Source organism: Ruegeria sp. CH6 (assembly GCF_056537005.1).
In genome coordinates, this window is sequence record NZ_JBQFQS010000013.1 from 1 (window position 1) to 22460 (window position 22460).

Below are 22460 nucleotides of genomic sequence, written 5' to 3' on the forward strand. Positions count from 1 at the left end.
CGGTCTCTCCCGAGCGTCTCAACCGTCTTTCCAGTCCGTCAGGCCGTCTCTCCGACCCGTCAGCACCGCCTCAGCAGCGCCGGTGAAGGGGTATTTACGGATTAGGTTCGGGACCTGCAACCCCCATTTTGAAAAAACTTCACATTTCCTGCCATATTTTAACATTACCCAACAAATACAATACATTAAGTTATGATTAGCGTTTCATTAAGGCTGTAGCGCCGGGCTCATGCCACTGCTTTCAAGCCATATAATCGGTTTATTACCGGAATCGGATACGGAAGACGGCCCTGGACTCGGTTTTCAGACAGAATCCTTAGACAGAAACCGCCCCGAGATTCACTTCGGGGCGGTCAAGGAGCTTCAGTTTCTTCTAACTGATCAGTTCAGGTCAAATCGATCAGCGTTCATCACCTTGTTCCAGGCACTGACAAAGTCGCAGACGAATTTACCACCCGCATCGTTCTGACCATAGACTTCGGCCAGAGCCCGCAGCTGCGAGTTTGATCCAAAGACCAAATCAACACGCGTACCGGTCCACTTAACGTCACCAGTCGCACGATCCCGACCTTCGTATACTCCATTACCATCTGCAGACGGTTTCCACTCGGTACCCATATCAAGCAGGTTCAGGAAGAAATCGTTACTCAATACTCCGACACGATCCGTGAACACGCCATGATTGCTGTCACCAAAGTTACTACCCAATACGCGCATACCACCGACAAGCACGGTCATCTCAGGCGCGGACAGTGTCAGCAACTGCGCTTTGTCGACCAACAACTCTTCCGGCGAAACACTGTATTCCTTGCGCTGGTAGTTCCGGAAGCCATCCGCGATCGGCTCCAGCACGGCGACAGAGTCCACATCCGTCTGGTCCTGCGACGCATCAGTGCGCCCAGGGGCAAATGGAACCTCTACGTCGTGCCCGGCAGCTTTGGCCGCTTGTTCGATGGCTGCAGCACCACCCAGAACGATCACATCCGCAAGCGAGACTTTCTTGTTGCCGGATTGCGCATCGTCAAAGGCCTTCTGTACACCCTCAAGCGCAGCGAGCGCCTTGGACAGTTTCAGAGGTTCGTTAACATCCCAGTCCTTTTGTGGCGCAAGGCGAATACGAGCACCGTTGGCTCCGCCACGCATATCCGAACCGCGGAATGTCGAGGCCGAGGCCCATGCCGTAGAAACCAGTTCCGAAACAGACAGTCCGGTCGCCAGGATTTTGGCCTTCAGGTCTGCAGTATCCGCTTCATCAATCAGGTCATGATCGACAGCCGGAACGTTGTCCTGCCAGATCAACTCTTCAGTCGGAACTTCCGAACCCAGATAACGCGAGCGCGGACCCATGTCGCGGTGTGTCAGCTTGAACCACGCGCGGGCAAAGGCATCGGCCAGCTCTTCGGGATTCTCGTGGAACCGTTTCGAGATCGGGCCGTAGATCGGATCCATCCGCATCGCCATGTCAGCGGTGGTCATCATGGTTTTGACCTTCTTCGACGGATCATGTGCCGCCGGGGCCATGTCTTCTTCCTTAACGCCGATCGGTTCCCATATCCACGCACCCGACGGGCTTTTGGTCAGGTTCCAGTCATATCCGAACAGCAGGTCGAAATAGCCATTGTCCCATTTGGTCGGATTGGCGGTCCAGGCACCCTCGATACCGCTGGTGGTGGTGTCGTCACCTTTGCCACTGCCGAACTCGTTGATCCAGCCCAGTCCCATGTCTTCGATGGGGGCTGCCTCAGGCTCGGGCCCGACCAGCTCAGGGTCGCCCGCACCGTGCGCCTTGCCAAAAGTGTGCCCGCCGGCGACCAGAGCGACCGTTTCCTCATCGTTCATCGCCATCCGGCCAAAGGTATCGCGAATGTCCCGGCCAGACGCCAGCACGTTCGGTTCGCCATCAGGACCTTCCGGATTCACGTAGATCAGCCCCATCTGAACCGCAGCCAGTGGGTTTTCCAGATCGCGTTCGCCTGAATATCTGCTGTGCGGGTTATCAGTCGGTGCGAGCCAGTCTGTTTCGGCACCCCAGTAGATGTCTTCTTCTGGTGCCCAGACGTCTTCGCGGCCTCCGGCAAATCCAAATGTCTTACCGCCCATGGATTCGATCGCGCAGTTGCCGGCCAGAATCATCAGGTCGGCCCAGGAAATCTGGTTCCCGTATTTCTGCTTGATCGGCCACAGCAGGCGACGCGCCTTGTCGAGGTTGCCATTGTCCGGCCAACTGTTGAGCGGAGCAAAACGCTGTGTTCCGGTAGATCCGCCACCGCGCCCATCAGCCGTACGATATGTGCCGGCGCTGTGCCAGGCCATGCGAATGAACAGACCGCCATAGTGACCATAGTCTGCAGGCCACCAGTCCTGCGAATCCGTCATCAGCGCATACAGATCCTGCTTGAGGGCCTCAAGATCCAGCTTCTTGAACTCTTCTGCATAGTTGAACGCTTCGCCCATCGGGTTCGACGCAGGCCCATGCTGATGCAGGATGGACAGGTTCAGTTGGTTTGGCCACCAGTCCCGGTTCGACCGGGAACCCGCGCCATGCATTACCGGGCATCCGCCCATGTTCGGGTTGTCGCTTCCATCCATTTTATTCTCCAATCCTGGCTGAGGCCCGTCTGCTAGGCAGGTCTATTTTGAGGTGAGCAAGATGACAGGAAAATGTCGTCAATGCCTGCTTACCCTGAACAAAATGGTTACAGGTGCCGTAACTTTGAAGATGTCACGCGGCAGCATGGTATTGGCGGCTATTCTGTCTTGCCTGAAACAAGGTTTAGCAGAACAAAGCCATGCGAAAAAATTTTGTTTATTGATGAAATTGATAAGATAAAGCTATCAGACTGTCATCGTAGCCCTAGTAGGTTAAACTGCGCAGAATACGCCCCTGATAAATAGGCAACCTGCAGATTTCGAACCTCAACGATGAAACTTGTCGCTTGCAGGCCTTTTTGTCGCGAACGCGCTTGTGCGTTCCGAAAAGCTGTAGAAGTAGTGAGCCATGGATCGTAATCGTATTGCAAAACGTCTGGATCGCCGCGCAACTGGCTGCAATCTCGTGCCGCAACGAGCGTAATCGCCTTTTAGGGCGCTCTGCCTGCACGACTTCAGACGACATTTGGAATACCTATGACAACCGCTCAGCCTTTGCGTTTGGCCATCGATATCGGTGGCACCTTTACCGACACCGTTCTTGTGTCCGGCGAAGAGACCATTCTCGCCTCGACCAAGACCCTCACCACCCATCAGAACCCCGCCGATGGTGCCATGGAAGGCGCGATTCGCGTCATGGAGCAGTCCGGCCATTCGTTGAGCGATGTGACCGGGTTCATTCATGGGACCACGCTTGCAACCAACGCACTGATCGAACGGCGCGGTGCAGTAGTCGCAACGGTCACCACCGAAGGGTTCCGCGACATTCTGGAAATCGCCTATGAGCGGCGCTATTCACAATATGATATCACGTTAGAAAAACCAGATCTTCTGGTTCCGCGTGAACGTGCGTTGACCGTACGCGAGCGTATGTCTGCAGATGGCAGCGTGCTGATTGCGCTTGAGGACAACGCGATTAATGCGCTGCTGGCTGATATCGACGCCAGCGGGGCCGAAGCCGTCGCCATCTGTCTGATGCACGCGTATGCCAACCCTGAACATGAGCGAAGGCTGCGCGACGCGTTGGCAGAGAAACGGCCAGAGCTGGCCGTGTCGATCTCGTCCGAGGTCAGCCCCGAAGCACGTGAGTTCGACCGGCTCTGCACCACCGTTGCAAACGCCTATATCCAACCGCTGATGGAAAGCTATCTAAGGCGGTTCGTCACCCGGTTCGAGGCTTCGGGCGTGACCTGCCCGATCCTGATGATGACCGCAGGGGGTGGTATGTGCACGGTCCGAACCGCTGCACGATTCCCGATCCGACTGGTGGAAAGCGGACCTGCGGGCGGTGCCATCCTTGCGGCGCGTATCGCGGCGCGGGCCGGAATCGGCGATGTTCTGTCCTTTGATGTGGGCGGCACGACCGCCAAGCTGTGTCTGATTGACAATGCCAGGCCCCAAACCTCGCGCCAGTTCGAAATCGCGCGCGCAGCACGGTTCATCAAGGGATCGGGTATGCCAGTGCGCATTCCGGTGATCGAAATGATCGAGATTGGCGCGGGCGGTGGTTCTATCGCCGGTGTCGATCGTCTGGGTCGGTTAACCGTTGGCCCGAAATCAGCCGGGTCGGAACCCGGTCCCGTAGCGTTTGGTCGAGGCGGCACAGAACCAACCGTGACCGACAGTGATATCACGCTGGGTTACATCGTGCCGGACACATTTGCCGAAGGGTATATCAAGCTCGATCCCGAAGCCTCAAAAGAGGCCCTGACCCGTGTGATCGGATCACGTCTGGACACTGATGCGACGGGATCGGCCGATGGGGTCAGCCGGATCGTCGATGAAAGCATGGCCAGCGCTGGCCGGATGCATGCCGTGGAATCGGGCAAAGACCTCGGTCCACGCACTATGATCGCCTTTGGTGGCAACGGCCCGCTGCATGCCAGTCGTGTGGCGCGTTCGGCCGGGGTCAGCCGGATCGTGATCCCGCCCAATCCGGGCGTCGGCTCGGCGGTGGGTTTCCTGTTCGCACCGGTCAGCTTCGAAATCGTGCGCTCGCGCTACTCGCTGCTGGAGACGCTGGACCTTGACGGGATCAACAGTCTGTTCGCCGACATGATTGCCGAGGCCAGCGGCGTTGTCGCGCAAGGTGCGGGCGATGCCCCCACCGAGACGCAACGCACTGCCTTTATGCGTTACAACGGTCAGGGTCACGAGATCGAAATTCCCCTGCCCGACCGCACCCTGACCGCGGATGACATTGGCCCGCTGACAACGGCGTTTGAGACGGAATACCGCAAGCAGTTTTCGCGTCCGGTGCCGGGGATGCAGATCGAGATCCTGAACTGGGCCGTGCGCGTTGCCACGCCGGATGCCGACGTGCCGGATATACCGACAACACCTGATCTGACCACGATCACGCCTTCCGAGACGCGCCCCATCACCTGCGATGTGGATGGACACGCAAAGCAGGCAGGCTTTGTTCCGCGTGATAGCCTAAAGCCCGGTGACCTTGTGCACGGCCCGGCGCTGATCACTGAACTGCAGACCACAACGTTGGTCTCGGCTGATTTCTCGGCGCATGTGGACGCCATTGGAAACCTTGTCCTGATCCAAGACCAGAAAGGAGGCGCATGATGACCGCCGATCTTTCCCCCGCCCGTCTTCAAGTGATGTGGAACCGCCTGTTGGCTGTGGTTGAAGAGCAGGGCCAGACCCTGATCCGCGCAGCATTTTCGCCCATTGTGCGCGAATGCGGCGACATCTCTGCCGGGATTTTCGATGTTCATGGTCGGATGTTGGCACAGGCCGTCACGGGCACACCGGGCCATATCAACACCATGGCCGAAGCGGTGATGCATCTGCGCGAGCATTTCCCGGTGCAGAACATGAAGCCTGGCGACATCTATATGACCAACGATCCCTGGCTCGCCTCGGGGCATCTGAACGATTTTCTGCTGATGATGCCTGCGTTCAAGAACGGTAAGGTTGTGGGCTTTACCTCGTGCACTTCGCATCTGGTCGATCTGGGCGGCCTCGGCATGGGGCCCGAGGGGTCGGATATCTATGACGAGGGGCTTCTGATCCCACCCTGCAAACTGGTCGAAGAAGGCGTGCCGAACGCGCTGCTGCTCGACATTGTCCGCGCCAACAGCCGCGAACCCATTGCAAACGAGGGCGACATCTATGCGCTGATCGCCTGTTGCGAAGCAGGCGTGACCCGTCTGGTCGACATGATGGACGAGTTCGGAATTGACGATCTGGACAGGCTGGGCAGCTACATTATCGACACCTCGCGCCGCGGCACACTCGAGGCAATCTCTGAGGTGCCGGAAGGAGTCTACAAGAACGCCCTGAAAATGGACGGCTATGAAAACGAGCTGGAACTGCACGCGACCCTGACTGTCAGCAAGTCGGGCATGCATGTGGATTTCACCGGAACGTCAGGCTGTTCGCGCAAGGGTATCAACGTGCCGCTCAACTATGCGACAGCCTATACCGTGTTTGCACTGCGCTGCATCGTGGGTCCCGATATTCCCAACAATGCCGGTTCGCTGGAGCCCTTCACAGTGGACGGACCAAAGGGCTGTATCCTGAATGCCCAGCGCCCGGTTCCGGTTGCGATGCGGCATACACTGGGACAGGTCACACCGGATCTGGTTCTGGGCTGCCTGCATCAGGCACTGCCGGAACAGGTTCCGGCAGAGGGTGCATCCTGCATGTTCGATCTGCCGATGCGGCATGCACCCGAAGTGGCCCGCGATGGCGGTCGGGAATTCGCCGTCGAACCGGTCCACAACGGAGGAACCGGCGCGCGGCCTTATGCGGATGGTCTGTCTGCCACTGCTTACCCGTCCGGCGTGTTTGGATCACAGGTAGAGATCACCGAAAGCGTTGCACCCGTCACCATATGGAAGCGAGAGTTGCGGCCTGATTCCGGTGGTGCGGGTAAGTATCGCGGTGGGCTGGGCCAGAGGATCGAGATGACCTCGGCCAATGATGCACCCTTCATCGTGTTCCTGTCGGTTGAACGTCTGAAATTCCCCGCCCTCGGGCGAATGGGCGGGCAACCCGGTGCGCCGGGCCGTATCCGTTTCCGCGATGGTGAAAGCGACATTCCGGGCAAAGGCGAACTGCGGGTTGAAGGTGGCGATTACCTGATCTTCGAAACGCCCGGCGGAGGTGGTTTCGGAGATCCGTCCGAACGCGACGCACAGGCACTTGCGCTGGATCTGAAGCGCGGATTGATCAGCGAGGACGGCGCTAAAACTTACGGAGTCGAGTCATGATCCGCCCGGTTCCCCATGTAGGCGCGATGGCGGCTTATGCGCTGGCCGATCTTGGCGGCGACAGCACCGTCTCGCTGGCCCAGAATGAAAGCGCCTTTGCCGCAAGCCCCTCTGCCATCGCAGCAGGACAGGCGGCTATGGGCGATCTGCCGCTCTATCCCGATCCGGAATGGCCCGGACTGCGCGCCGCAATTGCCGATGTGCATGGGCTCGACCAGGCACGGGTGTTGTGCGGCGCAGGTTCGATGGAACTAATCGGTTGCCTGATCCGAGCTTATGCCGGACCCGGTGACCGGGTTCTGGGTACAGACTACGGGTACGCATTTGTCTCGTCTGCCGCAGCGCAGGTGCAAGCCGACTATGTCAAAGCGCGCGAGGTCGACCTGACCGTTTCCGTCGACGACATCCTTGCTGCGATGACGCCCGAAACTCGGATCGTTTTTGTGTGTAATCCCGGTAACCCGACCGGAACACTTATTCCGAACTCCGAGATCATCCGTCTTCGGGAGGGGCTGCCAGCAGATATTCTGCTGGTTGTCGATCAGGCCTATGCCGAGTTTTCCGATGAAGCCAATGATCCCACCGAGATCTTTGCCCTGACAGACAGGGGAGATACCGTGGTCATGCGCACATTCTCAAAGGCTTACGGCTTGGCAGGCGCGCGCGCCGGATGGGGTTACTTCCCGCCCGAGGTTGCTGATGAGCTACGCAAATTGCTCAACCCCAACAACATCTCGATCGCTTCGCAGGCAGCCGCCGCAGCCGCCATGCGGGATCAGGCGCATATGCAGGATGTGGTTGCCCGAACAGCCCATATTCGCGACCGGTTTGCTGAAGACTGCCGCGCCTTGGGTTTGACGGTTCCCGAAAGCCACACAAATTTCGTGCTGATGCGCTTTGCCTCGGCCGAGGATGCGCAACGCGCGGACGCGGCTCTGCGTGCCGAAAACCTGCTGATGCGTGGCATGGGTGGCTATGGCCTGAGTGACTGCCTGCGCGCCACCATCTGCGAAGCATCCGTCATGGACCGCTGCCTGACGGTCCTGAAAGGAGTTCTGACATGACTGAGACGCGAACCGCTGCCAAGATCGGTGTTCTGGTGCCCTTCACCAACACCAATCTGGAACCGGACATGGAGCTGCTGCGTCCACCGAACACCACGGTCCATTTCCAGCGCATGGGGGGCTATGATGTGGATGAAATCCCTGGTTCAGACCAGATGGCCGGGTTAGGTGCATCCGATATCAGCCACGACCTGCGAATGATCTCGGGCGTGCGTCCTGATGTGGTGCTGTACGGATGTACCTCTGCAACACTGACTCATGGGCCGTCCTTTGACGCTGATCTGGCACAACAGATCAAAGCAGGATCTGGTGCTGTGTCCCTAACCGCAGCCGGGGCGCTAATCGCTGGCATCAAGGTGCTTGGCGCAACGAAGGTTGGCTTCTCCTCCCCTTATCTGGGTGAGATCAACGCACAGGCCATCGATTTCATGGCCCACAACGGCATTGAAACCATCAAGCGCGCGGATGTGGGCCGTGAGCTTGGAAATTACGGACAAGGTGAACTTACTCCGGATGAAGTGTTCGACTTGGCCTGTCAGGCTGATCATCAGGATGCGCAGGCCATCGTGCTTAGCTGCACTGACATGCGATCGGTCGAGGCCATCGAACGCATCGAGGCGGCATTGGACAAACCGGTGGTCACATCAAATCAGGCCATGATGTTCGGTCTGATGAAAGCCCTGAACTTGCCGCGACACGACGCGCTTCCGGGACGTCTGTTCGACAATCTCTGAAAACAGCGGGGCAAGGAACGCTCCCTGCCCCGATCTATCCTAGGGTTCGCCGCTGCCGATTTCTTCACGGCGTTTGGCGATATAGGCGTCCAGCTCTTCTCGTACAGCCGGGTCCATTTCCGGTGCCTGATATTCACGCAAGGCTTGCTGCCAAGTGTCTGTCGCCCGTTGCAGCGCGTCCTTTGCCCCAGCAGCCTCCCAGTTTTCATAGTTCTGCCAATCTGACAGCATCGGCTTGTAGAACGCGGTCTCATAGCGGGCCATCGTGTGCTCGGTACCAAAAAAATGGCCACCGGTCGGCACGGAACTGATCGTGTCAAAACCAAGTTCATCGGTGTCGAACTTCATCGGCTTGAGGAATTCCATCATGTTCTGGATGATCTCGACATCCATGATGAATTTCTCGTACGAGGCAGTCAGACCGCCCTCAAGCCATCCAGCGGCGTGATACACGATGTTTGCCCCACCCAGAACCGCGCCCCAGGTTGCCATCATCGTTTCATAAGCCGCCTGCAGATCCACCACGTTCGAGGCGTTGGCATTCGATGTCCGATACGGAATGCCATAGCGCCGCGCCAACTGGCCACCCACGATGTTGGCCTTGGCATTTTCGGGCGTACCAAAGGCCGGGGCGCCGGATTTCATATCCACATTGGACGTGAATGAGCCATACATGACGGGCGCGCCGGGGCTGACCAGCTGCGTCAGAACAACACCAAACAACGCCTCGGCATTCTGCTGCGCCAGCGCGGCTGGCAAGGTGACCGGTGTCATCGCCCCCATCAGGGTAAACGGCGTCACCGTCACCGGCTGGCCGTACTCCGCCATCGCAATCAGGCCATCCCCCATCGCATCGTCGAACAGACGCGGCGAGTTGACCGAGATGATGGTGATCACGCCCGGATCGCCGCGCATATCCTCGGGCGTTTGCCCGCGCGAAATCGCCATCATGTTGATGCCATCCATCGCCCGACCGCGCCCGATGGCGGTGCAGTGAAAGCTCAGGTCGCTATAGGTCAGGTTGGCGTTATAAGTATCTAGGTGGCGGTTGTTCGCGGGCATCTCGATCGGGGCCATCACCTGATTGCCGATCAGGTGGATCGCGTTGAAATGATGCGCCAGACGGATGAAGTTGCAGTAATCCTCGTAATTGCCCTGCCGACGCCCGTTGATGCGGTCATGGACGTTTGGCGGCCCCGCCACCAAGCCGAAATTCACGTGATTGCCGCCCAGCGTGATCTGTTTGGCGCGATTGCGCGATGTCAGAGTAAACTCATGCGGCACCGTTTTCAGGGCTTCGGATACAATGTTCTCATCCATGCGGATAGTCTTGGTGTCACGGTCGACGATCGCCCCGGCGCGCTCGAAAATGTCCATGACATTGTCGCCCATCACGCGGATGCCTGCCTCGGACAGAATCCGCATCGACGTGGCGTGCAGCTGGTCCATCTGCTCGGGATTCAGCAACTCGTACGCCGGGTATTCGTTACGCACTTGCGTCCAGGGTAGCTGCTCGATTCCCGCCGCGCTGCGTCCGGATTTTCCGCGACGACCACCTGCGCGTTTTTCTCGTGCCATTGTCCTAGTATCCCCGTTCTGGATTAACGATATTGCTCAGCGCCTCGCCATTGCGATAGCGCTTCAGGTTTTCGGAAAACATCTCGACCGATTTCAAATCCCAACCGTCGTAGACCGAGCTGCAATGGGGCGTGACGATCACATTGTCCAACCCCCAGACATCATGCTCAGCAGGCAGAGGTTCGGTCGCAAACACGTCCAGTGCAGCACCCCTGATCCGGTTCTCGGCCAGAGCGACCATCAACGGGGCCTCTTCAATCACGCCACCGCGCGACACATCGACAAGCACCGCAGTTTTCTTCATGGCGTCGAATGCGTCCGCGCCCACAAGGCCGAGTGTTGTATCCAGAAGGGGCACACAGACAACAATGAAATCAGCACGCGACCAGAGGTCCGGAAGCGCCTCGATCCCATGTACCTCATCCACGTTGGGCGTGGCTTTGGGGCGCGCCCGGACGCCAATCGTGTTCATGTCCATTGCTTTGGCGCGGGCGGCAACCGCCTCTCCGGTCTTTCCCAGACCAACGATCAAAACGGTCTTGCCGTCAATCGGTTCAACCTTGCCTGAAACCCATTCGCGCCGGGCCTGCGCCGCGCGAAAACCCGGCAAGTCCAGCGAGAAATGCAGCATCGCGCCCAGCGCGTACTGTGCCATCATATCGGCCGCGACCCCGGCGGCATTGGTGACAGTCATCGTCTCAGGATTCCACGGGATCATATGATCCGTCCCGGACCCGCCAACCGATACCCATTTCACAGTTGGTGCCTCTATCAAAGCTTTTCGCGGAAAACCGGGTGTGCTGGCAAAGCGCACGGAATATACCACCTCGGCCCCTGTCTGTGCGATCAGATCAGGCAGTCCATCATAGGTACTGCAGGTGTGAATTTCGAGATCAGGATGGCCCTTGGCCAGTACCTCACGCGATGCGTCGGGATTGTCGGTGTGCAGGATCACGACAGGGGATGTCATGGTGTTACCTCTCGATTGAATTCAGCGCTTGCCGTTGCCACAGCGTCAGCAAAGAAAGCAGTTGCGGCAATGTCGAATAGCAGATCAAAGCCAATACCGTCACGATCGTTCCGCCAAGTGATCGCCTCGACATAACCCACCCGTGTCTGCGCAATCCGCCCCACAGCAAATGCCGATACAGACAGATCGACCGGACAAATCTTGGCCATCAAATCGAACAGGCGCTTACCGCTCAGATGCATCATGGCCCAGGTTTCCTCGCGCCATGCATAATACCCCTTTGGGGCTTGCGCGGCTTCCCAACTAGCGCGCAGCTCAGTTGGCCCGTCCAAAACGACAGCTTCCTCACTTCCGAGGCGCAGCACTCCGGTTGCCGTTTCATTCACCCCGGGAACCGAAATCCCCTGCGATTGCAGGAACGCCACCGTGCCCCTGCCCTTGAGCGCAAAGCGCGGTGTGTGGCTGAGATCGCGCAAGTCAACGGCGCCAGTGACAAGCAGTGTGCCTTCGGCAGCGCCCTGAGGGTCAAGCGGGTAGATGCGCATGAATCAAAGCTCCTGCCGTTTGTTTTCAGGGTCAAAGAAGGCATGGCCGCGGACCGGTACGTTCAAACGCACGCCATTGCGGCATTTTACTGTCACAACCGAGCCCTCATCGGCGTCGTCGCCATGCACATAGGCAAGTGCAATATGAGCGCTGAGCGTGGGTGACCACAGAACCGAAGTGACGTGACCCACCGGAACATCATCCTTTAGAACCAGACAACTTTCGCCCGGCACGTTGGGATCACCCTGCGGTGCATCAAAACTCAGCCCGACCAGTTTGCGAGACAATCCTTTGTTCCAGCGCATCTCGATCGACCGCTTGCCAACAAAGAACGGTTTGGTTTTCGAAATCGCCCATTCAAATCCAAGCTCATCCGGAGAGGTCAGCGCGTCGGTATCCTGACCGATCAGGATGTGGCCTTTCTCCAGCCTGAGAATACGGCTGGCCTCGAGCCCGTAGGGGCGCATACCCACCGGCTCGCCAGCCTTGATCACCGCATCCCAGAGGGTTTTGGCATAGGTTGACGGGCAGTGCAGCTCATAGCTCAGCTCACCGGTAAATCCGATCCGCATGGCGCGCACCGGCACGCCGGCCACGGTCCCGCTGCGCCCGTCGAGATAGCCAAACCCCTCGCGCGAAAAGTCGATGTCGCCGTCCAATGCTGTCACCACATCGCGAGCCTTCGGGCCGGTGATGTTGAAGCCCGAAAAGGCCGAGGTCACGTTCAATACATCGACATCCAGCCGCCACTGCGCGTTCCAGAACAGCATATCGGCATAGACCCGCGCCACGGCCCCGGTGGTGGCGGTGACATAGTAGATATCCTCGGCCAGACGATAGGCCACCCCGTCATCGATCACCGTCCCCATCTCGTTGGTCATCAGGCAATAGCGGCAGCGGCCCACGGGCTGTTTCTTGTACGCCATCGTGTAAATACGGTTCAGGAATTCCCCCGCATCCGGCCCGCGCACCTCGAGCCCGCCGAGGGTCGAGACGTCAAGAATGCCAACCCCGTTGCGGACGGCGTGAACCTCTTCTTCGATCAGACGTTTGGCATCCACCTTGGGGCCATAGAAATAAGGGCGTAGCCAGGCCCCGACCGGGCGCATGTCGGCCCCCAGCCGGATATGTTCGCGGTGCAGCGCCGTACGCCGTTCAACCGGGTGGTGATGGCCGGACAGAACACCCAGCGTTTCCGGACCAAAAGGCGGGCGCGCCGTGGTCACGCCGATCTGATCCACGCTGCGATCTGTGGCCTTGGCCACGACCCGCGCGGTGGCTAGTGCGGAATGCCTTCCCTGACTTGGCCCCATACCCACGGTGGTAAACCGCTTGATCAGTTCAAGCTCGCGATACCCTTCCTTGACCGCGTTTTGCAGGTCCTTGACCTGAATATCCTCGTCCCGATCAACGAAATCCTTGCCCTTGGGATGTGCTGCGATCACAGGCTCGAAATTGGTCAGGAATGCTTCGTCATCCGCAACCGGAGTGATCTCGCGTGTCGAAAGATCCAGCCGTTGCAGCGCGACCTGTGCCGCCCGCTGAGCATCCGCCACGACGGCATCCGCTGCAAAGACACCTGCAAGACCGCCTGCTATGCCCAGCGCCGCATCCGGCAAGGTCAGCGAGAACCGCGCCGAGTCTTCGTCGTAACCCAGTTTTGCACCGGCGTGGCAGGGCAATTGCCACATCGGGGCATATCCCACCGAGATCACCGCCAGATCGCAGTCCAGCCAATCGTCTCCGACCTTTACAGCTGTCACATGGGTCTTGCCGCGGGCCTCTTCCACAACCCCCTGAATGACTTTCGTGCCCGTGGCCGCCAGTTCCGACGCGAGCGCGCCGCCGCTGCCACCGGGCCGGGGGTCAACCAGCGCGGCCAGCTCGACGCCGGCCTCAAGCAGATCCAGCGCCACGCGATAACCGTCAATATTCGCGGCCATCACAACGGCCCGTTGTCCCGGTTTGACCGCGTAGTGACGCATCAGCCGTTGCGCGGCACCGCCCAGCATGATGCCGGGTAGGTCATTGTTGCGAAATACCGCGGGCTGCTCGATGCTGCCGGTGGCCAGCAGAACCTCACGCGCGCGGGTCTTGAACAGCTTGTCACCGCAAATCAATGGCAGCCAGTTATCTTCGAACCAGCCGTTGACCACGGTGCCCGTCATGATCCGCAGGTTTGACAGCGCGGCGGTTCGTGCCAGCAGATCACCCAACCGGTCCGCACCCTCACGCCCATAGGTCAGCGCACTGCCCAATTCGGGTTCCATCTCAGCCAGAATGACATCGGCCCCGGCCTCGGCAGCCTCAATCGCGGCGGTCAGACCCGCCAGCCCGCCACCCACGACCAGAAGGTCGCAGAACAGGTTGGCCTTTTCATAATCGGCATGCGGTGCCTTGAGGTCCACGACCCCCAGCCCGGCCTTCTTGCGGATCAGCGGCTCCCACATCTTCAGCCAGCTTTTGCGAGTGGGGCCCATGAACGTGCGGTAATAGAAGCCAACCGGCAGAAACCGACCCAGCTTGTCCATATAGGCATCGCGATCTCGCGCCAGCGAGCCGTTCACGTTCTGCGCGCTAACCCGCAATCCCTGCGAGATCGGGTGACGATCAGCCTGCACGTTCGGATCCGAAGGCAGCTGCACCAGCGTATCCGCCTCGGCCCCCGCCATCGACATCAGACCGCGCGGGCGGTGATACTTGAATGACCGCGACAGCATCCACTGACCGTTCGCAGCCAGAGCTGAGGCGATCACATCGCCTGCAAACCCCTGATAGGTCCTGCCTTCAAAGCTGAACGTGACCGGAGCGTCTCGGTTGATCCTGTTGCCCCAGGGTGCGGGAAGCCGGCTCATCACATCTGTTCCAGTTCTGAAGGATCAAAGGTGCGGATCACCTCGTTGGTGGTGGCGTTGCGCTCGGCCAGAAAGAAATAGTTCGAAGGCACGTGCCGCCACCACTCCACAATGGTCCCACGTGAATTGTCGGCGCGGAACAGATGGCGGGCCCAGTCCGCGTCGCTGGTCGCATCCGGGTCGGGGTTCGCTTTTATTGGGCCAAAGCTCTGGAATTCGTTGATGTTGCGGGGCCCATTCATCGGGCAGGTCAGGATCTTCATGTCAGTGGCTCGCTGCGGTGGCGCCCATTTCGTTGAGCAGATCGAACGTGGCGAACCGTTCCATGGTGAACGGTTCAAGCATCGGCGCAACCTTCTGGTTGGCGATGGTCTGCGCCATGTACTTCCCGGCAACCGGCGTGGCCTTGAAGCCCCAGGTGCCCCAGCCGCAATCCAACCACAGGTTGCTGAGCGGGCTGGCCCCCATGATCGGCGAATAGTCGGGCGTCATATCGGTGATCCCGGCCCATTGCCGCAACAGGCGCACGCTGTGCAGGAACGGGAACAGATGCACCGCGCCTTCGGCCAGATGCTCCTTCATATCCAGCGTCGAGCGGGTGGAATAAAGCTGATACGGGTCCGATCCCCCGCCGATCACGATCTCGCCACGCGAGGATTGCACCAGATAGGTGTGCAAGCTGACGGAACTGACCAGCGTGTTCAGCCACGGCTTCAGCGGCTGTGTCACCATCGCTTGCAGCGGAAAACAACGGATCGGCAATTCGACCCCGGCCTTCATCGCCATGTCGTAGTTCATGCCGCCCACGGCGATCATCACCTGTCCGGCTGTGATCGTGCCGCGATTGGTCCGCACCCGGGCAATCTTGCCACCTTCGACGTGAAAGCCTTCGACCTCGGTTCGCTGATGGATTTCCACACCGCGCCTGCTGGCCTGCGCGGCATAGCCCCAAGCCACCGCATCGTGGCGCGCGGTGCCACCATCGGCATGCCAGAGCCCACCGATGATTTCCAGCGGACCGCCTTCATCCATGTTCAGGTGCGGGCTGAGTTCCCTGACGGTTTGTGCATCCACCACCTCGATATTGGTGCCTGCGTGCTTACCCATCTCGGCGCGCAGATGGAACGAGCGCAACGTAGCCTCGGAATGCGCAAGGGTCAGCTGACCGCGCTGGCTGAACATCACGTTGAAGTCCAACTCTTCGCTCATCTCTTCATAAAGCTGCACGCCTTCCTTGTAGAAAGCGATCCCCTCTTTGGTGATGTAGTTAGACCGGATGGTCGTCGTGTTTCGCGCAGTATTGCCGCCGGCGAGATATCCTTTCTCCAGCACCACCACATCGGTGATGCCGTGATATTTTGACAGGTAATGGGCGCAGGCCAATCCATGCCCGCCACCGCCCACGATCACAACATCGTAGCTGGGCTTGAGATCGGGGGTGGCAGGAATGTCGCCCGTAACAGGATAGGAGCCGGAAAGCCCATATTTCAGCAGCCTCAGCGGCATTGTGGTGATCCTGACGTTATGGCTGGTCCGGGGCGTCGTAGAGCAACGCGCCAAGATCCGAGAATTTTGAACCGGTTTCTGTCAGCCCGAGAGTTGCATCGCGAATGGCACCAGCACGGTCTGCGCCTAGCGAAGGTGTGGCAAATTCCATGAATTTACCAACAACCTCGTCCTGATCCATCGGCGCTTCGGGGCCACCGCGTGCATGTACGTCGCCCGAGTCCAAAACCCGCCCATCGGCCAGTGTCAGGCTGACATCGGCAATACGACATTCAGGGAAACGGTCGGAATGACGGGCAGTTTCGGCAACGGTGACGCGTTCGACGATGCTAGCCACCAACGGATCGGACAGGCCTGCGCCGGTGATGTGTTCGACACCGATCCGACCATGCGCCGCCATCGTGGCGACCGCGAAGGGCAGCGAATATTGCGCCTTGGATGTGTCATCCGGCATGCCCTGAAACAGGCAGGCGCTTTCACGGAATGTGTTGACGTGAATCGCGGAGATATCCTGATGGGTCAGGTTGTGCTCTCGGATCAAAGCCCGCGTAGCGTCAATTGCGGCATGGGCCCAGCGACAGATCGGATAGGGTTTCACATACTGGTGTTCCATCTGCCAGAACTGGCCCAGATCCTGCCAGTGCTGCGCCACGTCCTCCGCCTCGATCGTGATGGCCGGAGCGCCGGTAAACCCTTTCTCGGCCAATACAGTCGAAGACACGCCCACCAACGCGCCCCAGCCCGAGCCGTCATGCAGCATGGTTGGGTTGGCAATTTCGCGCATCATCTGGCTTCGGGGGCCGTGATATTCGGCGATGCCCATGGCTTGGCGCATCTGTTCCGCGCTCAGCCCGCGCAGACGGGCCGCGACGGCGACCACGCCCAGTGCGTTCCACGCGCCGGATGTGTGATAGTCGCTGACCGTGTCGTGCAGCGAAATCCCTGCGCGCCCGGCGACCTCATAGCCAATTGTGACAGCGGCCAGCGCCTCGGGGCCGGAAAAATCTCCTACAGTTTCCGCAAGCGCCGCAAGCGCAGGAATGACAGCTACCCCGATATGCCCCTTGGTGGGATTGTACCCGTCATGACCGTCCAGATTGTCGATTTGCGTGGCGGCGGCATAGGCTGCGCCAGCAACACTGACGCGTCTGCCGTCAAACATCATCCGGGCGCTCAGGCTCGGCTCACCTGCGCCGTACAGGGCCAGGGCACTCTCGCGCGCAATCCTGCCGGCATCCATCGGGCCGGATCCGATTGCGATGCCCAGCGTATCCAGCGTCATCAACGCCGCCGCCCTGAGCGTGCCGTCCGGAAAATCCTGCGCCCGGGAATCAAGGGTGAAATTTGCGACTTTGTCGAAGGTATCTGTCACGGGCATCCTGCTTTGACCTTTGGCGGGCTCTGGATATCGATCGAAAAATAGGGGTATTTGGTCGGAGCGGCACGAAAACAATATTGGGGCAATGGTACTGGAAATTTTGTGGCCGCTGCTTTGGAGGTGTCGCAAACGTGGCCGGGGGCGCGTCGCTTCAGGGCAAGATACCGATCTGGAACCACACTTATTTTAGCCGATGGCCACTCTGGGAAACACTGATCATGATGAATCTGCCCCACCTCACCTTCCTGCGCTCATTCGAAGCCGCTGCGCGACATCTGAGCTTTACCAGTGCGGCTGATGAACTGAACTGCACTCAATCTGCAGTCAGCAATCACGTGCGTTCTCTTGAAGAGTTCATTCAACGGCCATTATTCGTCCGTCATCCACGTTCGTTGTCGTTGACTGACGTGGGCGAAGCTTATTTGCCGTCGGTGCGCCATGCCCTGCAGGAAATCAACGTCGCCACCCAGTCTGTCATCCTCCGAACGCACACGCGCAAAGTGGTCGTGTCTTGTCCGTTCAGCCTGGCTGAGAACTGGTTGCCGGATGTCATTCAGGGGTTCAACGCGGTTCATCCGGATATCGATCTGACGGTACATGGTACAGTCTGGAGCGATGTCGAAGCCAATGTCTCGGACATCTCCGTCACGATCAACCACGTCGATGATGTGACGCCGGACATGACCCGATTGTGGGTTGAGAAACTGTCGATCGTCTGCGCACCCGGGTTTCTGGTTGAAGGGAAACCGCTGACTGAGCCGGAGCAGCTGCAGCAGGCCCGACTTATACATATTCTGGGCCGACCGGCCTATTGGGAATACGTTGCTCGCCACTACGGCCTGACCGGCCTCAATCTTGAGGACGGACCGCGTACAAACGCCTCCAACTTTGCCATGGAACTGGCCGCAAAATCTCTGGGCTGCGTAGCATTGCCACGATCGCTTGCGCGTTCTTATGTTGATCGTGGGCTGGTGATCGAACCCTTTGATTTCGATCTGGAAAGCCCGTGGGCCTACTTCATCAAGGTAAAAGAGAAGCCGTTCGCGCCACCGGTTCGACTGTTTCAGGATTGGTTGATGCAGGCTGCCGCCGAGATGAACACCTGACCAGACGGATGCGGCGCAACGCCCTGAAGGAGCGCTACGCCGAATTCAGTTATCCCCGCAACCGCGCACCTGCCGGATCGAATGGTGGTTCAGCCAGCAAAGTGGCCTTGTGCGGCTTGCCTAGGATAAAGACCTCAACGGTATCGCCCGGTTTGGCCACGTTGGGATTTGCATAGCCGATGGCCAGAGACTTGCCGACGGAATATCCGTAAGCTCCTGAAGTTACCCGGCCTACCGGAGTGCCATCCGGCGTAAAGATCGGCTCACCCCCGGTTGCGTCAGCGTCTTCGGTCACCTCAACTTCGAAGATCGAGAGAACCTCACGCGGGGCATTGTCCTTGACGGACAGATAAGCCTCTTTGTGCAGGAAGTCTTTGTCCAGCTTGATGAGGCCCGCCAGCCCGACTTCCTGTGGCCAGTACTCCTGCGAATACTCTCGGCCCCATGAACCATAGCCCTTTTCGATCCTGAGCGAGCCCAGCGCACGACCGCCCACCGGACCGCCCCCAAGCTCTTTCGCCGCTTCCAGCAATGCTGAATAGAGCCTGACCTGGTCCTCTTCTGCGCAATGCAATTCCCATCCCAGATCGCCTGTAAAGCTGACCCGGATCGCCAGACAGGACAGGCCTGCCACGTCAATGGTCTGCGATCGCATAAAGCGGAATGCTTCGTTCGACAAATCTGCATTGGTCAACCGCTGCAACAGATCTCGCGATTTAGGCCCTGCGATATTGAACCCGGCGATGCGGTTCGTTGCGACCTCGAACGTAGTGCCTGCGGGCAGTTCGATCATGTTGAAAAAACGCTGGTGATAACGCTCGGCCATGCCCGAGCCCACCATCATGTATTCATCGTCAGCTACCTTGGTGATGGTAAAGTCACCAGCCACGCCACCGCGTACTGAGATCAGCGGTGTCAGACAGGATCGCCCGACCTCGGTCGGTACCCGGTTGGCAACCAGCTGGTCCAGCCACTCATAGGCGCCCGGCCCCTTGATCACGTAGTTGGCAAAGTTCGAGATATCGATCACGCCCACGTTTTCGCGCAGCATCTTCACTTCGCGGCCCACCGGGTCCCACCAGTTCTGACGGGTAAAGCCGATCGATTCTTCCGTGCCCGGCTGATCTGCGAACCAAAGTGGGTGTTCCCAACCGCAGTTCAGACCAAAGACGCAGCCCATGTCCTTTTGCATTTCATAGGCTGGACGCACGCGGGCCGGACGGCCAGCGCTGCGTTCCTCGTTTGGGAAATGGATGGCGAAACGGTGAGTATACTGGTCTTCGACCCGCGCTTTGGTGAACTTTTTGTCCGCCCAGTCGCCAAACCGGGCCAGATCCCAGGCGAACATGTCGTATTGCGGCTCGCCCTCGATCATCCATTGCGCCGCAAGCAGGCCCAGACCGCCCGATTGCGAGAAGCCGGGGATCAGACCGCCGCAGAGGAAATAGTTCTTCAGCTCAGGCACCGGCCCCCACAAGGCGCTGGAGTCCGGAGACCAGATCATCGGCCCGTTGATCACCCTCTTGACCCCGGCTGTGGCCGCGACCGGCACGCGTTCAGTGGCGCGGATCACGTTTTCCATAATCCGGTCCAGATCGTCGGGGAACAGGTCATGGGCAAAATCCAGCGGCGTGCCCTCTTCGGCCCAGAACTTCATGTCCTTTTCATAAGCGCCGATCAGCAGACCGTTGCCTTCTTGCCGGAAGTAGTATTCGCCATCCCGGTCGGCGATCGAGGGCAGGCGGCGACCCAGATTGGCGACCTCATCAATGGATTCGGTCACGAAATACTGGTGCTCGGTCGGCTGCAGCGGCAGCGTCAGCCCCGCCAGCGCCGCCACTTCACGACCCCAAAGACCGGCAGCATTCACCACCCATTGCGTGTGAATGTCACCCTTTTCGGTGCGCACGATCCAAGACCCATCAGGTTGCTGATCTGTGCCTAACACAGGGCAAAACCGCTCGATCGTCGCGCCCATCGCACGCGCACCTGCGGCATAGGCATGCGGCACACCCGAAGGATCCACATTGCCACCATCGGGTTCGTACATGATGCAGCGAATATCGTCGAACTGCGCCAGCGGATGCAGTTCCTTGGCTTCTTCGCGGCTGACCTCATAGAAGTTCAGACCGTAAAATCTTGCCTTGGCTTCCTGCAGGCGCAGCTGATGCTCACGTTCTTCGGTCTGCGCCAGGTACAGCGAACCGGGCTGGAATACGCCACAGCTTTGGTCGGTTTCTTTCTCCAACTCTTTATACAGGTTCATCGTATAGTGCTGGATGCGCGTGATGTTGTTGTTGTCGTGCAGCCCGTGAATATTCGCTGCCGCGTGCCAGGTCGAACCGCTGGTCAGTTCGTCCCGCTCCAACAGGACAACATCTGTCCAGCCGAGCTTGGCGAGATGATACAGGATCGAACAACCGGCCAGACCACCGCCGATCACCACTGCCTGAGCATGCGTTTTCATGGAGGATTCCTTCCCTACAGATGCCTCAGGCGGCAATCGTTTTCATGGCACCCAGAAACTGGGCGACTTCAGCAACGCTGTTGTAGTGGCACATCGACACCCGCACACAGCTGTCCATGCCAAGCGGTGTTAGGATATTGCCAGAGTAATGATCCGCCTTGCGCAAATGCGTTCGGATGCCTTGCTCGTTCAGCAGGCGTACAACATCGACCGAGGGCACACCCTCGACCCGCAGCGACACCAGACCTTCGCGCGCCGGGTTGTCGACGCCGCCCAGGATGGTCACCTTCTCCATCTCGGCCAGCCCCGGCAGGTTGCCGGTGCCGTGGATCATCGCATCGGTCAGCGCCTTTTCCTGTGCGTGAATCGCCTCACCGGCCGCTACGAACTTGGCCCGCCGGTCGGTGGCGTCGCTGACCTGCTCGCCCAGCCACTCAAAATAGCTGACAACATCGGACATGGTGGCGTAAGAGCCAGTATCGCGAGTCCCCATCTCCCAATTGTCGGCAGGACCATCAAGCAGGCTGTTATGCGGCAAGGCCGTCAGCCGATCCGAGATCCAGGCAACCCCGTAACCATGGCGCGAGAACACCTTGTAGGGCGAAATCACATAGCCATCCACGTCATAGGCCGTCAGGTCGATCCGACCATGGGCGGCGTGCTGGATGCCGTCGACGATTATGTAGCATTCGGGCGCAACCGCCCGGATGGCGGCCGCCACGGCCTCAACGTCGACCCCCATGCCGGTGACGGGCGAGGTGTGAACGATGGTCGCCACTTTGGTGTCAGGAGTGACCTTTGCAGCATAGCTTTCGGCAGTCACGGTGCCGGTGGCGTCATCATGCTCGACAAGAACATGGCTTTGCCCGGCGACGCGTGCCCATCGGTTGCAGGCGCTGCGGGTGGCAGGATGCTCCAGAGTGGTGCCCAGAACCTGACCGGCCCCGGTACCCAGACAGGCGTTCATGATCAGGCGGAATAACAACTCTGTGCCGCTTTCGCCCACAAAAAACTGCCCGCCAGGCGCATTCATAAACACGGCCATGTCTTCCTTGGCCTTGTTGATCACGCGCACCAACTCGTGACTACCCGGATTGTCGCGACCCTGATTATCGGGAATGGCCGCATAATCCTGCGATGTTTTCACCACCGAATTCAGCGTCAGCGCACCGCCGGCGTTCTCGAAAAAGATTCGGGGTCCCTGTTGAGGACAATGGTCAATCTGGGCAAAGCGATCGCGGATCTGCTCTAGCAGAGGTGTGTTGATCTCGGGCATTGGGACTCATTCGTGCAGATGTGTCATTCAAACTGCAGATATATTCGCCGCGCGTCACAATTTCCCGCAAAAAAAACGAGGGCATTGCCGGAATAATCAACT

15 protein-coding genes are annotated in these 22460 nt (G+C 59.0%); 5 read left to right on the top strand and 10 right to left on the bottom strand.

What is annotated here, in order from left to right; translation table 11 throughout:
- Positions 1–381: 381 nt before the first annotated feature.
- The gene (gene katG / locus ACR0CW_RS19210) at positions 382–2589 is read right to left on the bottom strand and encodes a catalase/peroxidase HPI (RefSeq protein WP_480789005.1); all 2208 of its coding nucleotides are present in this window, start codon (positions 2587–2589) and stop codon (positions 382–384) included.
- A gap of 537 nt (positions 2590–3126) precedes the next feature.
- Between katG and ACR0CW_RS19215 the strand changes: the two genes are divergently transcribed.
- Genes ACR0CW_RS19215 through ACR0CW_RS19230 form a run of 4 tightly spaced genes read left to right on the top strand, consistent with a single transcriptional unit; the run spans position 3127 to position 8676 of the window.
- The gene (locus ACR0CW_RS19215) at positions 3127–5226 is read left to right on the top strand and encodes a hydantoinase/oxoprolinase family protein (RefSeq protein WP_480789006.1); all 2100 of its coding nucleotides are present in this window, start codon (positions 3127–3129) and stop codon (positions 5224–5226) included.
- Complete coding sequence (locus ACR0CW_RS19220) at positions 5226–6878, top strand: hydantoinase B/oxoprolinase family protein (RefSeq protein WP_480789007.1); 1653 nt, start codon at positions 5226–5228, stop codon at positions 6876–6878. The genes ACR0CW_RS19215 and ACR0CW_RS19220 overlap by 1 nt, the downstream gene beginning before the upstream one ends.
- A complete protein-coding gene (locus ACR0CW_RS19225; RefSeq protein ID WP_480789008.1) occupies positions 6875–7942 on the top strand; it encodes a pyridoxal phosphate-dependent aminotransferase in 1068 nt (355 codons plus the stop codon). Before ACR0CW_RS19220 ends, ACR0CW_RS19225 begins: the two co-directional genes overlap by 4 nt.
- Positions 7939–8676 carry a maleate cis-trans isomerase family protein gene (locus ACR0CW_RS19230; RefSeq protein ID WP_480789009.1) on the top strand — a complete coding sequence of 246 codons (738 nt, stop codon included), beginning with the start codon at positions 7939–7941 and terminating at the stop codon, positions 8674–8676. The genes ACR0CW_RS19225 and ACR0CW_RS19230 overlap by 4 nt, the downstream gene beginning before the upstream one ends.
- A 39-nt stretch (positions 8677–8715) precedes the next feature.
- Here the strand turns inward: ACR0CW_RS19230 and ACR0CW_RS19235 are convergent, their stop codons facing one another.
- Genes ACR0CW_RS19235 through ACR0CW_RS19265 form a run of 7 tightly spaced genes read right to left on the bottom strand, consistent with a single transcriptional unit; the run spans position 8716 to position 17503 of the window.
- Positions 8716–10254: a trimethylamine methyltransferase family protein gene (locus ACR0CW_RS19235; protein WP_480789010.1), complete on the bottom strand. Its 1539-nt coding sequence runs from the start codon at positions 10252–10254 to the stop codon at positions 8716–8718.
- Between the two features lie 4 nt (positions 10255–10258).
- Positions 10259–11224: a D-2-hydroxyacid dehydrogenase gene (locus ACR0CW_RS19240; RefSeq protein WP_480789011.1), complete on the bottom strand. Its 966-nt coding sequence runs from the start codon at positions 11222–11224 to the stop codon at positions 10259–10261.
- Positions 11221–11769, bottom strand: coding sequence for a hypothetical protein (locus tag ACR0CW_RS19245; RefSeq protein ID WP_480789012.1), 549 nt, complete (start codon positions 11767–11769; stop codon positions 11221–11223). Before ACR0CW_RS19245 ends, ACR0CW_RS19240 begins: the two co-directional genes overlap by 4 nt.
- 3 nt (positions 11770–11772) lie before the next feature.
- Positions 11773–14625 carry a 2Fe-2S iron-sulfur cluster-binding protein gene (locus ACR0CW_RS19250; RefSeq protein WP_480789013.1) on the bottom strand — a complete coding sequence of 951 codons (2853 nt, stop codon included), beginning with the start codon at positions 14623–14625 and terminating at the stop codon, positions 11773–11775.
- A complete protein-coding gene (locus ACR0CW_RS19255; protein WP_480789014.1) occupies positions 14625–14888 on the bottom strand; it encodes a sarcosine oxidase subunit delta in 264 nt (87 codons plus the stop codon). Before ACR0CW_RS19255 ends, ACR0CW_RS19250 begins: the two co-directional genes overlap by 1 nt.
- 1 nt (position 14889) lies before the next feature.
- Positions 14890–16131, bottom strand: coding sequence for an FAD-dependent oxidoreductase (locus ACR0CW_RS19260; protein WP_480789015.1), 1242 nt, complete (start codon positions 16129–16131; stop codon positions 14890–14892).
- 16 nt (positions 16132–16147) lie between these two features.
- On the bottom strand, positions 16148–17503 hold the full coding sequence (locus tag ACR0CW_RS19265) for an MmgE/PrpD family protein (protein WP_480789016.1): 1356 nt from the start codon (positions 17501–17503) through the stop codon (positions 16148–16150).
- 224 nt (positions 17504–17727) lie between these two features.
- Between ACR0CW_RS19265 and ACR0CW_RS19270 the strand changes: the two genes are divergently transcribed.
- A complete protein-coding gene (locus tag ACR0CW_RS19270; RefSeq protein WP_480789017.1) occupies positions 17728–18615 on the top strand; it encodes a LysR substrate-binding domain-containing protein in 888 nt (295 codons plus the stop codon).
- Positions 18616–18664: 49 nt separating this feature from the next.
- On the opposite strand, the gene ACR0CW_RS19275 is transcribed toward ACR0CW_RS19270, so the two are convergent.
- Both ACR0CW_RS19275 and ACR0CW_RS19280 read right to left on the bottom strand, forming a co-directional pair.
- A complete protein-coding gene (locus ACR0CW_RS19275; protein ID WP_480789018.1) occupies positions 18665–21082 on the bottom strand; it encodes a GcvT family protein in 2418 nt (805 codons plus the stop codon).
- Between the two features lie 25 nt (positions 21083–21107).
- A complete protein-coding gene (locus ACR0CW_RS19280) occupies positions 21108–22358 on the bottom strand; it encodes an aminotransferase class V-fold PLP-dependent enzyme (protein ID WP_480789019.1) in 1251 nt (416 codons plus the stop codon).
- Between the last annotated feature and the right edge of the window lie 102 nt (positions 22359–22460).